The following is a 13,223-nucleotide window of genomic DNA, read 5'->3' on the forward strand; positions in this document are numbered from 1 at the left end:
TTTGCTGAAGCTAGAGCATATTTGCAAACAATTCGACGATAAAGTGGTTTTGGATGACATCAACGTAGAAATCGGCACGGGCGAGATTGTATCGCTGCTCGGTCCGAGCGGGAGCGGGAAGACCACATTGCTGAATATTATTTTGGGACTCACCCGAATGGATCAGGGAAAAATCGTGTTCCAGGGTCAAGATCTGAGCAACATACCGATGAAGAAGCGGGGATTTAATATCGTGTTTCAGGACTATGCCTTATTCCCCAACTTGAATGCCTACGACAATATCGTATACGGCCTGCGCAATAAGAAGGGAACCGCGAGCGAGCAGGAGGTCCGGGAATATATCGATTTTCTCGAGCTCCAGCCCCACTTGGACAAGCGGATCGGCGAACTGTCAGGGGGGCAGAAGCAGAGAGTGGCGCTGGCCAGAACGCTGGTCACGAAACCGAAAATTCTGCTGCTCGATGAGCCGCTCAGCGCGCTGGACGGCGTGATCAAGGAATCGATCAAGCAGCGGATCCAATCGATCGCCAGGGAATTCAAGCTGACCACGATCATTGTGACGCATGACCCGGAAGAGGCGCTGACGCTCTCGGACAAAATCCTGATCATCCATCAGGGACAGATTGCCCAATTCGGCACGCCTCAGGAGATTGTCCATCATCCGAGCAATGATTTTGTGAAGCAGTTCATTATCAAGCAGCTGCATATCAAAAGGCAGAACATCTACAACCTGTTCGGTGAACAGTATGCGTAGCGCGAAGCCTGAAATGTGGGTTATCTTTACCGTTATCCTGTTATTGTTCGCCGTGTTTCTGTTCCTGCCGCTGCTCATATTGCTGATCCGCTCCTTCGGATCCGATCAGGGATTTACCCTTGGACACTATGCATCCATAGGGGCGAATCGGGAATTCGTCGAGGCGATCGGCAACAGCGTGAAGGTATCGGGCGTAACGGCCGTGATCACGACCGTTCTGGGGTTCATACTCGCGTATTCCATTCATTGCACCAAAATATACCGGCCCGTCAAAGGCCTGCTGAAAACCGTCATCATGGTCCCCATGCTGCTCCCGACCATTACCTATGGGTTCGCCATCATGTATTCGTTCGGTAACCAGGGCTTGATCACCCGGCTTGCCGGGCGCAATCTGTTCGATATCTACGGATGGAACGGGCTGCTCATCGGCTACGTCATTTACACGCTGCCGCCGGTATTCCTGCTGATCCATAACGCGTTTAAGTACATTGATAAAAAATTCATCATCGTATCCAAGTTAATGGGTGACGGTACGATGAGAAGTTTCATGAATACGATTTTGCGTCCCCTTGCGGGAGCCCTTGGAGGGGCCTTTGTGCTGTCCTTTATCTTAAGCTTTACGGATTTTGGGATTCCGGCTTCCGTCGGCGGTACCTATCCGGTCGTGGCGACGCAGCTGTACCAGGTGATGCTGGGTTCCATTCCTGACTTCAATCAAGGCGCTGTCATTGCGGTGATGATGCTGATTCCGGCCGTGTTCGGCATCTGGCTGCTGAATTATCTGGAAAAGTGGAATTTCCACTATGACAAGCTGTCGGATATCGAGCTGCCGCGGCAGCGCGTTCGGGATATCGCCTTCGGCGTGATGTCGTCGGCCATTGTGATGGGCATGCTGTCCATTTTTGCGGTGATGTTCATCGCTCCTTGGTTGAGCAGTTACCCCTATGACATGACCTTCACGTTCCAGCATGTGCGGGATGTGATTCAATCGAGTGATTTGACGGGGGTCTATCGCAATTCGCTCTGGGTCGCCTTCTTGACGGCGCTGTTCGGTACCTTGATGGCGTACTTATCCGCGCTGCTCAATGTGCGTACATCGTTAAAAGCCCGGTCCGCGGTAGACATCATATCCATGATAACCAATACCGTGCCCGGCATGGTGCTCGGGATATCCTACCTGCTCTTCTTTAACGGGAGCAGCCTGAAGGGGACCTTTATCATTATCGTTCTGTGCAACATCGTTCATTTCTTTACGACGCCGTACCTGATGGCCAAGAACTCTCTGTCCAAGATGAATCCCTCCTGGGAAACCACGGGAGAACTGCTGGGGGACAGCTGGTTCAAGACCGTGTATCGGGTGGTCCTCCCGAACTCGGCCTCAACCGTCATTGAGATGTTCAGCTACTATTTCATCAATGCCATGGTGACGATTAGCGGCATCATTTTTCTCGTATCGGCCCAGACGTCGCTCGTCGCCAGCAAAATCAAAGAGCTGCAGCATTTCGCCAAGTTTAATGAGATCTTCGTGCTGTCGATGCTGATCTTCTTCACGAATCTGATCATCAAGCTGGTGTGCGACGCATGGCAGAGGAGAACGGCGCAGCGCTAAAGGTGCCCCATTACGCTTGTCCGCTACGATGCCGGATCGTACTTCCGATCGCTGTTGTCTTCGGATTTCTCGGATTGAGATGATTAAGCAGTAGAAATCCGAATACAAAGGCGAACGCATTCGCTTCTCCAATACGATTCCGTCCTCTCCGCTGGGTATTGACACTTGAAGTGAGGAGCAACTCCTTGCTCGAAATCGCCACCAGCCATTCTGACGCGGAATGCGCAGGCTAATTCATTTTTTTAAATCATTACTAAATAAAAAAATTCAAGGAGTGGAGTTAATCATGATGAAGACGCTGAAGGGAATGCTGCTGTCATTGATCGCAGTCAGTATGGTGTTTGCTTTGGCCGCCTGCGGCAGCGGCAGTGCGGGGGAAGCGAAGAAGGTAGTCATCTACACCAATGGGGATGAAGAAGCCGTTGCGGCAATGGAGACCTCATTGAAGAATGCCGGATATGAAGGACAGTACCTTGTCCAATCCCTGGGCACCTCCGAACTTGGGGGCAAATTGATGGCGGAGGGGAACAAAATCGAGGCCGATCTCGTCACGATGAGCTCCTACTTCATCGAAAGCTCGCAGAGCAAGCATTCGATGTTTAAGGATCTGGCTTTTGACGCAGGCGCTACCGGTTCTTATCCGGCATATTACACGCCGATTCTGGCGAATACCGGCTCCATCTTCGTGAATACGGAAGTGCTGAAGGACAAAGGATTGACGATGCCTACCTCCATCACGGACCTGACCAAACCGGAATTCAGCGGACTTGTATCGATTCCGAACATCATGGATTCTTCCACCGGCTGGCTGCTCGTTCAGGCCATTATTACGCAGTACGGCGAAGATGCGGGACGTAAAGTGCTTCATGACCTGATTGCTAACGTGGGACCGCATCTGGAGAGCTCGGGCTCCGGTCCGATCAAGAAAGTGCAGGCGGGCGAAGTGGCGGCTGGGTTTGGACTCCGCCATCAGGCGGTAGCGGCCAAAGCCGCCGGTGCACCGATTGACTACGTGGATCCGGTCGAAGGAAACTTCTCGCTGACCGAATCGGTTGCGGTCGTGGACAAGAAGAATGCAACGACCGATCTAGCGATGAAGATGGCCGAGACCATCGTAAAGGATGCCCGCAAAGATCTGATTGCGAACTACCCGGTGGCCCTGTACGAAGGGGAGACCGTCGATGAAGTCAACAAGCCTGCATACTCGATGACCTTCGAGAAGCCGCTGACCGTGGAGCTGCTGGAAGAGCATCAGCAATTCTTCAACGGATCCAAAGAATAAGCCGACTTAGGAGCGATGCGACATGAAAACCTACAAGCTTTTGACACCGGGACCTTTGACCACAACCAAGGCGGTAAAAGAGGAAATGCTCTTTGACCGCTGCACGTGGGATGATGAATACAAATCGATTACGCAAAAAATCAGATCGCAGCTCCTGGCACTGGCCGGAGCGGATCCAGAGCTGTACACCGCCGTGCTGATGCAGGGAAGCGGCACGTTTGCCGTCGAAGCCGTCATGACGTCCGCCATTTCGAAAGACGATAAGGTACTGATCGTAACGAACGGTGCCTACGGCGAGCGGATCGTGAAAATGGCGGAGTACATCGGAATGAATTACGCGGAGTACAAGGTGAATTACGATGAACATCCAAGCGAGGATGAGCTGCGGGCCATACTCCATGAGGATTTGCGGATTACGCATATCGCGATGGTTCATTGCGAGACGACCACCGGCATTCTGAACCCGCTGGAGATGATCTCGAAGCTGTCCAGGGAATATGGAAAAACCCTCATTATTGATGCGATGAGCAGCTTTGGCGGCATGGAGATCGATGTTCACGGGCTCGGCATCGATTACCTGATCAGCAGCGCGAATAAATGCATTCAAGGCGTTCCGGGGTTTGGCTTCGTGATCGCCAAGCTGGAGAAGCTTGCAGTCTGCGAAGGGATAGCACGGAGCTTGTCGCTCGACCTGTACGACCAATGGAAGGGCATGGACAAGGACGGCAAATGGCGTTATACCTCGCCGACCCATGTCGTGGCGGCTTTCTCCAAAGCGTTGGATGAGCTGAATGAAGAAGGTGGCGTCCCTGCCAGGTTCAGCCGTTACCGGAATAACAATCGCCTGCTGCGGGAGAGATTGGCGGAGATCGGCATCCGGGCATATATCACCGATGACAAACAATCCCCGATCATCACCACGTTTTTATTCCCGAGCGAAGGGTTCAGCTTTGAGCATTTTTACGCTTATATTAAAGAAAGAGGTTATGTGATTTACCCGGGCAAGCTGACCGACGTGGATACCTTCCGCATCGGGAATATCGGGGAGATCTATGAGCAGGATATCGAGCAGTTATGTACGATTATTGAAGAATATATGGGGGTGACGGCACGATGAACCGAATCGAAGGCGTTATATTGGACTGGGCCGGAACGGCCGTGGATTTTGGATGTTTTGCGCCCGTGAACGTGTTTGTCGATATTTTCAAGAATGCGGGTATTGAGGTAACCATGGAGGAAGCGAGAGCGCCGATGGGCATGCTGAAGATCGACCATATTCGTGCCATGCTGTCTATGCCGAGAGTGTCTGCGCTATGGGAGGCGAAGTACGGCAGAGCTTTCGGTGAGCAGGATGTAGAACGGCTGTATGCGGAATTCGAGCCGGCTTTGATGGTCTCTTTATCCGAGTACACGGACCCGATTCCGGGTGTCATTGAGGCGGTTGAAGCGCTGAAGGAGCAAGGCTTGAAAATCGGTTCCACGACCGGTTATACGAGCAGCATGATGGAGGTCGTGGTTGCCAATGCGCGGCAAAAGGGGTACAGCCCGGATGTCTATTTCACGCCGGATGACACGCACTCTCAAGGAAGACCTTATCCCTACATGATCTACCGGAACATGGAGTTTCTTGGATTATCGGCTTCATGGAAAGTCGTTAAGGTGGGCGATACCGTCTCCGACGTGAAAGAAGGCGTGAACGCTGGCGTGTGGTCGGTTGGCGTTGCAATTGGCAGCTCCGAAATGGGCCTGAGCTTGGAAGAGTTCCATGCCCTGTCAGAGTCGGACCGGGAAACCGCGATCTCGAAAACCGAAGAGACGTTTATCCGTAACGGGGCGGATTTTACGATCCGGACGATGAGCGAGCTGCCGCAGTTAATCGAGAGCATTAACGGCATGCTGGCTGAGGGAAAAAGACCGGGGTTTCAGCGCTAGGGAACCATTAAGGCCTATCGATATGCCGGTACAGTATTGCGGGAACATATAACCCGAGCACGCTGAAGGAAAGAGAACGGTGCTATAGGGTACCTCTCACCTCGCTAAAAAAGAGCAGTCCACATGGACTGCTCAGACTGTCGGGAAAGAAAGAACTCAACAGCCATCTTGTATGCGTTTGAAACGAATGGTCAATCGCCCCAGAAATGATAGAAGAACCAAGTATACGATCCCATACTTGGTTCTTTATGATATCAACGTATACCCACCTCGTAATTCACTTTATTATTCCGACTGCAAAAACTCCAACACAGTACTCAGGAACTCGGATTGATACTCCACATTCGTTAAGTGTACGGATGGGAACAAGACGAACTTGGAATTCGGCACCGTTTTAGCGATCAATTCACCGTGGCTCGGAAGCGTCACAGTATCATACTGCCCGCTAATGACGAGTGTTGGGCTGCTGATCAGGGAAGCCGTCCGGCGCATATCCATATCGCGGATAGCAGCCCAGCTTCCTGCGATTCCATGTGGGCGAGTCGACAGCACCATCTCCCGAAAAGAAGCAACGATCTCATTTTCTGACTCCACCATATGTGAAGGAAACCAGTTCTTCATGAATGTATCGGCGAACTCTGGAAGGTTCTCGCGTTGCAGCACAGATGTGATTAAACCTTGCCATTGCTCAGCCGGTCCCAGATAAGAGGATGTATTGCTTAGGACGAGCCGGTCGATCCGCTCTGGAGCGTGGATCGCAAGCCATTGTGCGACCGCGCCGCCTAACGATAGCCCAAGGAAATGCACGCGGTCAATGTGAAGCGAGTCAAGCAGTTCGATGACATCCCGCCCCAGTCGATCGAACGAATAGGGAACCTCAGGTGTATCCGATTCGCCATGTCCCCGATAGTCGTAGCGAAGCACGAGAAAATGCTCAGAAAGATCAGCTATTTGGCCGTCCCACATGTGCATTGTGGTTGCAATTGAGTTCGCCAGCATCAGTACCGGTTTACCGGCTGGACCATCCATTCGATAAGCAATTCTAACTCCATCAATGGTTGTGAAAAAGTTTAACCCGTTTATCATTGTGCCCTCATGTAACTTCGTGGTCATATTCTCCATCTCCCTTGTCGGTTCATAATGAAATTATATTTGAATTATTTTACAATCGAAATGGAGTTATAAAGGAGTTTGGGGTCAAAAAACTTAATAATTACGTTGCTTACGCCATTAACTTTAAAAAATGAGGTGCATGGATTATGGATCACATAGACAATAAAATCTTATCGATCCTTCACGGAAATGCTCGAATAACAATCTCCGAGATGAGCCGATTAATCATGATGTCCCAGCCAGCCGTGACGGAACGGCTTCGGAAGCTGGAGGAGCAGGGAGTTATAACGGGGTATCGTGCAGTGCTTGCCCCATCGAAACTCGGCAAGTATACCACTGCGTTCGTACTGTTTAAATCGAATAACTGCAGGGAGTTCGAGGCATACGCAGAGTCGGCTCCGGAGATCGTCGATTTCTACAGGACGAGTGGAGAGTACAATTATTTATTGAAGGTCGTCACCGCAACGAGTGAAAGCTTGGAAACCTTCCTTGAAACGTGCAACACGTTTGGCCATTCATCGACGCATGTCGTTCTGTCCACACGATTCGAGGATAAAAGTCTGGTCTCAAGCCAGGATGCATCGAACACCATTCCACGCATTAATCCGCCGGGTATTTGAGCTGGTATCGTTGGAGCAGCAAGATCTCTAGAAATAGAGCAGGAATTACCAAGCAAATGATATTTTCGGCACTGCTTGTACACTATCACCTAACACAATTCCGCTAAGAAAGAGCAGTCCGCATGGACTGCTCTTTTTACCCTTCTTTCATCTTTATTGCACATACGTGCCGATAAACTCCTTCACTTCCCGGTCGTACCCTTCTGGATCGAACTGGCGTGCTAGGCCGTGGCCTGCATCGGGGACGATGAACAGCTTCTTTTGCTCCGGACCGTTCTCGTACAGCTCATACACCATCTCGGTAGGGACGAACAGATCCCCGCCGCCGTGTATGAACAGCGTGGGCGTCTTGGATTTCTTCACCTGCTCCAGCGCGGAGGCCTCGCCGAAGGAGTATCCGGCCCGGATCTTGGTGAGCAGGCTCGTGGATTGAACCAGCGGGAAGGATGGAAGCTTATACATGCGCTTCAGCTGATAGGTCAACTCATCCGTGACCGAGGTATACCCGCAGTCCTCGACAATGGCTTTCACCTGGGGCGGAAGCTCTTCGCCGCTGGTCATCATCACCGTAGCCCCGCCCATGGACACGCCGTGCAGGACAATCTGGGCGTCTTCCCCTGTATGCCGGATGACACGTTCAATCCATCTGAGATAATCCATCCGCTCCGGCCAGCCGAAGCCGATGTAATCGCCTTCGCTCTTTCCGTGGCCACGCGCATCGGGAAGAAGGACGTTGTAGCCCAGGTCCTCATGATACATTTGGGCGAATCCGCTCATCTGCTCCGAATGGCCGGAGTATCCGTGCGCGATCAAGACGGTTTTATCCGTGGGCACTTCGGCAGGTATATAGTACGCATGCAGCTTCAAGCCGTCGTCTGAGGTAAGACTCCATTCCTCGAAGCTTTGCTTGGCCCACCAATCCTTACTATCCGCAAAGGGGTTATCGATATTCGAGTTGGCTTCCAGGTCCGGGTTGCCGTTCAGGAAAGCCTTATCGGCCCGGGCAATAGCGACGTTATAGAAGTAGAAGCTGGCTGAAATTATAATGATCGCTAGTAATGCGATAATAGCTGCAGACATGGTCATAATCCTTTTTTTCTTAATGATGTGTTTCCTCCCGCCGGTGTTGATCGTATGCGCCGAAGGCATGCCGAGAGGAAGGAATGCGCCGAATCGATAGCTTCCTACCACCTATCATATCGTACGTAACTTGATTCATCTATATGGCTAATCACGTTCGATTCGGATGGCGTTACATCAATCTTATCGGTTGGGAGAACCTAATTCATAAGAGCTGTGGCAGGAGGTGCGAAGAGAGGAACATGAATAAATACTTTATCAGCTTGATCCTTGCGGTCGTCACGATTTTCGGCTTGCCGCTGCCATCCCATGCCGAGGTGACCGATTATACATCACCGAAAAAAGACAGTGACCAACTGCAGTATCAGGATATGCTGATGCTGTTTCTGCTTCCCCATATCGATGAAGTCGTCAATCGGCATTATAGCCATACGTTGAAGGAGCTTCCGGTTGTCTATCCCTACTTCGTGGACGTAATCCAAGTGAAGAGAGTGAACGGATTCCGCGGCTTTCATTTCGTCATCACGCTGGAGGCCCGCCCGGTGGTCGGTCCCCATATCCCGGTGGGAAAGGACCACCTGGTTTTTGAGGTGGCTCCGACGATTCCCGGCAGTATGGTGAAGCTGTTGGAATACAAGCATCTGAAGACATATGAGCTTCCTTCGCATTGGCAAGACATCGTGAAGTAACGGCGGCTGAACTGTTCAATGTAAAAAAACAAGCAAACGCAGTGTTCGCGTTTGCTTGTTTGGCATGCAGGGGGACAAGCGCTTATCGGTGCAACAAGAACGATTAGCGCTTTAGGGGGGCCTGCCGATTTTCATAAACCGGCCGATCCGGCCCGGGCTCAGCTTGGCTCCAGCCGATGCCGAGCAGGACAACGATGGCGATGAAAGCGGCCGGCAGCACCCATTTCCAAGAATGCGCGAGCATTCGGACTGCCGGGGACATCAGGGCCAGTATCAGTCCGATGAGCACAACGCTGAATAGATGAATCCCCGGCGGGAGCAGGAGGAATACGATGTGAAAGACCGACGTGAACATCAGAACCGGGATAAGCGACGTTCCCAACACGACGGCCGGATGGATTAAGGTTTCGCGCGGGTCCCGGGTAAATGCCGCCCACGTCAGAGCCGCGAAATGAACCAGCAGCGGTATCGCGAATAAATAACTTGCGCCCGGCAGGAACCAAGTCGAGCCGATGAGCAGCAGCAGGAACAGGAGTGCGCCCCCAAGCAGCATCTCCACTTCATTTGCTTTCCGCACCACCCAGCGGGTAAGCGCGACATGAACGATGAGGGTCACCAGGACAAAGCTGACGCTGTACAGAAGCGAATCATAGGTTGCGCCTGTAGGCTGCGTCATTTTGCCTGCCCACAACGCATCGATGAGCGTCCACAAGCCGTAGCTGAGCGCGGTTGAGAGCACGACGGCTAGAATCGGAGTTCCGAGCCCGATCAGCCCTCCCTTAACGGTAAGCAGGGAGAAGCGGGCAAACAACCAAGCAAAAGCCAGCCATAGCGCTGCGATCGCTACGGTGATCGGAATTGCCCATTGCGCAGGGTAGTGAATCAGCAGGCCAAACAGATTGAAATAGATGCGGTCGCCTGTGGAGGTCAGGTCAGCCAAGTCCAGGTTGCCAAAATGCTTTGCCATGGCGAGCGCATTCTCGCCTTGATGCTGCATGGTCTCAAGGGAGACATTCTCCGTGTTGTCCATCGGGGTATGGTAAGCTACCCACCCGTCGCCATAGGCAAAGTTCAGCCCCGGGAGGCCATGCTCCAGCGCCACCGTCAGATCGGTATCGTTCGGCAGTTGTTTGTAGAGATCCACCAAGAGGGAGTTGCTGACAGGATTGGATACGGCCCGGGCATATTCTTCAATGATCCGTCCATTGCTGTCGCTGGTCTGGAACATGAAAGACGAGCCCTTCGATCCCCGGGCTTCAAAATTCGCAATCATGCCAATCTCACGGTGCGCCGGATCCTGAAAGAACACCTCAGCACCTAGCAGGCCTCTTTCCTCCCCGTCTGTCAGCAGGATCCATATGTCATTTTGCGGCGGAGGTCCGGCCTGGATCGCTCTTGCCGTCTCCAGCAAGGAAGCTACGCTGACCGAAGCATCGTTCGCTCCCGGTCCGGTAGGGACCGAGTCATAGTGCGACATCAGTAGGAGCGGTTTCCCCGATCCGGTTCCTTTAATGACGCCGAGAATGTTCGTAAGCTGCACGTCGGCGTCGATGTACTTGGTTGTCAGACGGTCATTAAACTCCTGAACCTCCGGGTTCAAGCCGAGCTGCTTCATCTGTTCCACCAAATAAGCCCGGACTTCCGCATTGGCAGGGGACCCCATCGGGTGGGGCTCTTGGGCAATCCGCTCGACATGTGCCATGGCGCGTTCTGCGGAGAACTCAGTTGCGGGTGCATCGATCTTTCTGGCTTCCGGCGGCTTCTCGAACCACAGCATGAGGGAGATAAAGAGTATGACGGCCAGGATGGTTGTAAGCGGCAGCCAATAAGGCGGTCTGCGGTCCGGCGGTCTGCTCAATTGAATTTGCATGATCAATACTCACTTCCTTTTAGGATCATTCAGGGTCATTCGCGGTGTGATCTTTCATCATATGTAAGAAATAGGCCCTTACACAGCGTAGTTCCAGAATATGACATGTGTCAATATAAGATTGAGAACGATGGCTCCCTACCTAACAAAAGAGCCTCCATCAGAATGGAAGCTCTCTTAATTTATATTCGATATTCATCTGTTCATACCATGCGTTTAGTCCGGTCCAGAGCTGCTCGCAGAGCTCATAGACATGATCCATTTGGAGAAGCTGTCCGCGCATGACCAGCTGCGCCAGCTCGTCATAACCGGAAGGTCGGGACGGGAGGGACAGGGATTCCTCCAACGTCCGCGCTCTTGTATGATAAAAGGTTCGGTTGGCAAGTCCAATCAGCTTGGCCGTCTGCCAGGTCAGGTCCTTAGCGCCAAGCGGGAGATAGTTAAGGTTCCCGGACTGGACGTTGTTTCGGATTTTGCCCATCGTTTCGTAGGGCTCCCAAATCATGAATTCCCGCATCGTTTCTTTGATCGCTTCCTCCGAAACCTCGAGGGGCAGCTTCCGAATCTCGGCGAGCAGGTTCCCCGGATCGTAGATTTCCTGCAGGTGTACATAGGCGCCGGCCTTAATTGCCCAGGAGTCATCCACAGACGCAGCAGCCTTGAAGATGTCCTGTTTCTGTTTCATTCCGATTTCGATTTTGAAAGGGGGATATATGAATTCGTGCCCGGGCAGGGAGACTCCGTCCTGCGTAACAATCCGAAGCTCAATGTCCGAGTAAGGACCATCGATCCCTTGCGCAATCGAGCCGTACAGGCCGATGGCCAGAATGTCATCGCCGTGCAAGTGAAGCAGCCGGTCTTTGATGTGATGAATGATGTTCATTTTCTCTTCTCTGGTCGTAGCCGCAGGATAAGATAGCATAAGGAAATCCCCTCCGAAGAAAGTTAGTTATCTATATTATAGTATAAACAGGATAAGTGTATCAGGGGGTGACGGGTTATTGAAGTTTAGGAGCGTTATGTCTTGGTTCGTCTTGGCGATGGTGATCGGTTGTTCCGGTTTGAGCAAGATAGAAGTTCCTGAGGAACTGCTGGCGGAAAAAGACGAATTACGAATTCATTATTTCTATGAAGATGCGAATGCGGCGAATGGGCCGAATGAGCAGACGCATGTTGCATGGTGGAGTGAAGAGATCCATATGTCCGATGCCGATCGAGAGGTTTTGCAAGCTACCATTTTACATAATGTAAGGGACGAGACCGGCAGGCAAACGGCGGATGTTATAGGACTAACCAGATTTCCGATTGTTGTATTGGTGAATGATAAAGAAATCGTCTTGAAAACGGATGACTTAAATGAGGTTATAGATTTTCTTGAAAAGATCAGGCAGGGATCATAATATTCTTATGCCTATACTCCATATTATGGTAATATATCCTTGCGGAGTGGGCAGGAGCTGCCGCATCCGCAGCCAATCTATAGCTGAGGTGAGAAGAGATGAGTAAAGCTGAGCAGAGTAGAGGCAAGACCAAGCAGGCATTGGACCGGGTTGTATTCATTGGCCGCACGTTTGAAGAGTACGCGAACATGTTTGATTTGAAGATGCCGGAGCTTGCCGGTAAAAGGGTGCTGGATTGCCCTTCCGGCGCGTGTTCGTTCACCGCTCACGGTTCGAAGCAGGGTCTCGATATAACGGCCAGTGATATTGCTTATGATCACAAGCCGGATGATCTGGAGGCCAAGGGACTGCAGGATATCGGGCATGCCATGGAAACGATGGAGCAGGCGAAAAGCAATTATGTCTGGGATTATTACGGGGATGTGGAGGGGCTCCGCCGGCATCGCGAGCAAGCGCTCCGCGATTGCGTTAGGGATATGCGGGAGTTTCCGGATCGCTATGTCGCTGCGGTACTGCCGGAGCTGCCTTTTGATAACGAACAGTTTCACCTGGTGCTGTCCGCCCATTTTCTGTTCATGTACAGCGACCGATTGGATTATGACTTTCATGTCCAGACGGTCCGGGAGCTGCTGCGAGTGGCCTCGGAAGAGGTGCGCATCTTCCCGTTGACCGATTTATCGGGGAGCCGCTACGTCCATTTGGACCGTCTGATTCATGAGCTGGAGGCAGAAGGCTTCCGGATAGCGGAAGTTAAAGTACCTTATGAGTTTATGAAGAACGGCAATTCGCTGCTACGCATTCGCAAGTTGCAGAAGTTTAGAAGGTAAGAAGCGAGGAAGCCGGCAATGTGTCGGTTTCCTCTTTTTTTCTGGGG

The 13,223-nt window shown here is 51.9% G+C and carries 13 protein-coding genes; 9 read left to right on the top strand and 4 right to left on the bottom strand.

All coding sequences use genetic code 11. The features are described from left to right. The first annotated feature begins 1 nt into the window (after position 1). From M1D70_RS01280 to phnX, 5 genes are all read left to right on the top strand, one after another. Positions 2 to 754: an ABC transporter ATP-binding protein gene (locus M1D70_RS01280; protein WP_456288905.1), complete on the top strand. Its 753-nt coding sequence runs from the start codon at positions 2 to 4 to the stop codon at positions 752 to 754. Then, entirely contained in the window at positions 747 to 2,363 is a 1,617-nt protein-coding gene (locus M1D70_RS01285) for an ABC transporter permease subunit (RefSeq protein ID WP_456290377.1), read from the top strand. The genes M1D70_RS01280 and M1D70_RS01285 overlap by 8 nt, the downstream gene beginning before the upstream one ends. 286 nt (positions 2,364 to 2,649) lie before the next feature. Continuing rightward, positions 2,650 to 3,645, top strand: a complete 996-nt coding sequence (locus tag M1D70_RS01290; protein ID WP_009590160.1) for an extracellular solute-binding protein — start codon at positions 2,650 to 2,652, stop codon at positions 3,643 to 3,645. Positions 3,646 to 3,667: 22 nt separating this feature from the next. Next, entirely contained in the window at positions 3,668 to 4,762 is a 1,095-nt protein-coding gene (gene phnW, locus M1D70_RS01295; RefSeq protein ID WP_456288906.1) for a 2-aminoethylphosphonate--pyruvate transaminase, read from the top strand. Further along, positions 4,759 to 5,577, top strand: coding sequence for a phosphonoacetaldehyde hydrolase (gene phnX, locus M1D70_RS01300; RefSeq protein WP_456288907.1), 819 nt, complete (start codon positions 4,759 to 4,761; stop codon positions 5,575 to 5,577). The genes phnW and phnX overlap by 4 nt, the downstream gene beginning before the upstream one ends. 285 nt (positions 5,578 to 5,862) lie before the next feature. Here phnX and M1D70_RS01305 read toward each other — a convergent pair whose 3' ends face one another. Continuing rightward, entirely contained in the window at positions 5,863 to 6,543 is a 681-nt protein-coding gene (locus M1D70_RS01305) for an alpha/beta fold hydrolase (RefSeq protein ID WP_456288908.1), read from the bottom strand. 293 nt (positions 6,544 to 6,836) lie between these two features. On the opposite strand from M1D70_RS01305, the gene M1D70_RS01310 reads away from it, so the two are divergent. Beyond that, entirely contained in the window at positions 6,837 to 7,310 is a 474-nt protein-coding gene (locus tag M1D70_RS01310) for an Lrp/AsnC family transcriptional regulator (RefSeq protein WP_009590183.1), read from the top strand. Positions 7,311 to 7,463: 153 nt separating this feature from the next. On the opposite strand, the gene M1D70_RS01315 is transcribed toward M1D70_RS01310, so the two are convergent. Continuing rightward, positions 7,464 to 8,396 carry an alpha/beta hydrolase gene (locus M1D70_RS01315; RefSeq protein WP_302621992.1) on the bottom strand — a complete coding sequence of 311 codons (933 nt, stop codon included), beginning with the start codon at positions 8,394 to 8,396 and terminating at the stop codon, positions 7,464 to 7,466. Positions 8,397 to 8,632: 236 nt separating this feature from the next. Between M1D70_RS01315 and M1D70_RS01320 the strand changes: the two genes are divergently transcribed. Continuing rightward, entirely contained in the window at positions 8,633 to 9,079 is a 447-nt protein-coding gene (locus tag M1D70_RS01320; RefSeq protein ID WP_009590174.1) for a DUF3888 domain-containing protein, read from the top strand. Positions 9,080 to 9,182: 103 nt separating this feature from the next. Here M1D70_RS01320 and M1D70_RS01325 read toward each other — a convergent pair whose 3' ends face one another. Both M1D70_RS01325 and M1D70_RS01330 read right to left on the bottom strand, forming a co-directional pair. Then, entirely contained in the window at positions 9,183 to 10,949 is a 1,767-nt protein-coding gene (locus tag M1D70_RS01325; RefSeq protein WP_456288909.1) for a M28 family peptidase, read from the bottom strand. A gap of 160 nt (positions 10,950 to 11,109) precedes the next feature. Next, positions 11,110 to 11,871: a kanamycin nucleotidyltransferase C-terminal domain-containing protein gene (locus M1D70_RS01330; RefSeq protein ID WP_456288910.1), complete on the bottom strand. Its 762-nt coding sequence runs from the start codon at positions 11,869 to 11,871 to the stop codon at positions 11,110 to 11,112. Between the two features lie 97 nt (positions 11,872 to 11,968). On the opposite strand from M1D70_RS01330, the gene M1D70_RS01335 reads away from it, so the two are divergent. Both M1D70_RS01335 and M1D70_RS01340 read left to right on the top strand, forming a co-directional pair. Continuing rightward, positions 11,969 to 12,349, top strand: a complete 381-nt coding sequence (locus M1D70_RS01335) for a hypothetical protein (protein ID WP_456288911.1) — start codon at positions 11,969 to 11,971, stop codon at positions 12,347 to 12,349. Positions 12,350 to 12,447: 98 nt separating this feature from the next. Beyond that, positions 12,448 to 13,176, top strand: coding sequence for an SAM-dependent methyltransferase (locus M1D70_RS01340; RefSeq protein WP_456288912.1), 729 nt, complete (start codon positions 12,448 to 12,450; stop codon positions 13,174 to 13,176). Positions 13,177 to 13,223: the final 47 nt, after the last annotated feature.

The organism is Paenibacillus sp. AK002, from assembly GCF_053903045.1.

Excerpts from the sequence above, each read along its gene's own strand:
- M1D70_RS01305 (WP_456288908.1), bottom strand. The coding sequence starts at position 6,543 with ATGTGGGACGGCCAAATAGCTGATCTTTCTGAGCATTTTCTCGTGCTT.
- phnX (WP_456288907.1), top strand. The coding sequence starts at position 4,759 with ATGAACCGAATCGAAGGCGTTATATTGGACTGGGCCGGAACGGCCGTG.
- M1D70_RS01310 (WP_009590183.1), top strand. The coding sequence starts at position 6,837 with ATGGATCACATAGACAATAAAATCTTATCGATCCTTCACGGAAATGCT.
- M1D70_RS01315 (WP_302621992.1), bottom strand. The coding sequence starts at position 8,396 with ATGACCATGTCTGCAGCTATTATCGCATTACTAGCGATCATTATAATT.
- M1D70_RS01340 (WP_456288912.1), top strand. The coding sequence starts at position 12,448 with ATGAGTAAAGCTGAGCAGAGTAGAGGCAAGACCAAGCAGGCATTGGAC.
- M1D70_RS01320 (WP_009590174.1), top strand. The coding sequence starts at position 8,633 with ATGAATAAATACTTTATCAGCTTGATCCTTGCGGTCGTCACGATTTTC.
- M1D70_RS01290 (WP_009590160.1), top strand. The coding sequence starts at position 2,650 with ATGATGAAGACGCTGAAGGGAATGCTGCTGTCATTGATCGCAGTCAGT.
- M1D70_RS01335 (WP_456288911.1), top strand. The coding sequence starts at position 11,969 with ATGTCTTGGTTCGTCTTGGCGATGGTGATCGGTTGTTCCGGTTTGAGC.
- M1D70_RS01285 (WP_456290377.1), top strand. The coding sequence starts at position 747 with ATGCGTAGCGCGAAGCCTGAAATGTGGGTTATCTTTACCGTTATCCTG.
- M1D70_RS01325 (WP_456288909.1), bottom strand. The coding sequence starts at position 10,949 with ATGCAAATTCAATTGAGCAGACCGCCGGACCGCAGACCGCCTTATTGG.
- phnW (WP_456288906.1), top strand. The coding sequence starts at position 3,668 with ATGAAAACCTACAAGCTTTTGACACCGGGACCTTTGACCACAACCAAG.
- M1D70_RS01330 (WP_456288910.1), bottom strand. The coding sequence starts at position 11,871 with ATGCTATCTTATCCTGCGGCTACGACCAGAGAAGAGAAAATGAACATC.